Origin of the sequence: Pseudomonas sp. RA_35y_Pfl2_P32 (genome assembly GCF_963970735.1) — a bacterium.
GTDB lineage: Bacteria > Pseudomonadota > Gammaproteobacteria > Pseudomonadales > Pseudomonadaceae > Aquipseudomonas.
This window is the reverse complement of record NZ_CAXAQF010000354.1, coordinates 1-441: the sequence shown is the minus strand read 5'-3', so window position 1 is coordinate 441 and position 441 is coordinate 1. Positions and strand designations below refer to the sequence as shown.

Below are 441 nucleotides of genomic sequence, written 5' to 3'. Positions count from 1 at the left end.
CACGACGCCACCAATCGGCTTGTTGATTGGCGACTGCTCAGGCGAGAGATTGCCCGCCAAGCCCAGAGCATAGGCCTGGGGCGAGACGAGGCGAGGTAGGCCGTTTTGGGTGTCATAGAAGGTCGGCCAGTCACCCTCGATGAGCCAGACGCCGTAGTCGTCGATGGCCGCACTCTGGCGAGCCGCAACCGCACCAGCGATACTGTCGCCCGAAGCGGTGGCGAGCACGGCGATCATGGTCTCTGACTGCGCGAAGGCCTGCTGAGCCGCCCAGGTCGTGGTGTCGGTGACGTCGCACAGGGCGAAACAGTCGGCCCCGGTCGCGCGCAGCGCATACATGCCCTTGCGCGGGGAGACGTCGCTGCCGAGCATCTGGGCGGACCCAACGCCGTAGGCGCCGTCCGTACCACCCGTGAGAGTGGTCGGGCTGCTGATCGTTGG

General features: G+C 66.7%; 1 pseudogene. It reads right to left on the bottom strand.

The features are described from left to right. Window positions 1-372 (bottom strand): annotated as a pseudogene (locus tag AACY45_RS28675) (hypothetical protein); the annotation flags it as partial. Between the last annotated feature and the right edge of the window lie 69 nt (window positions 373-441).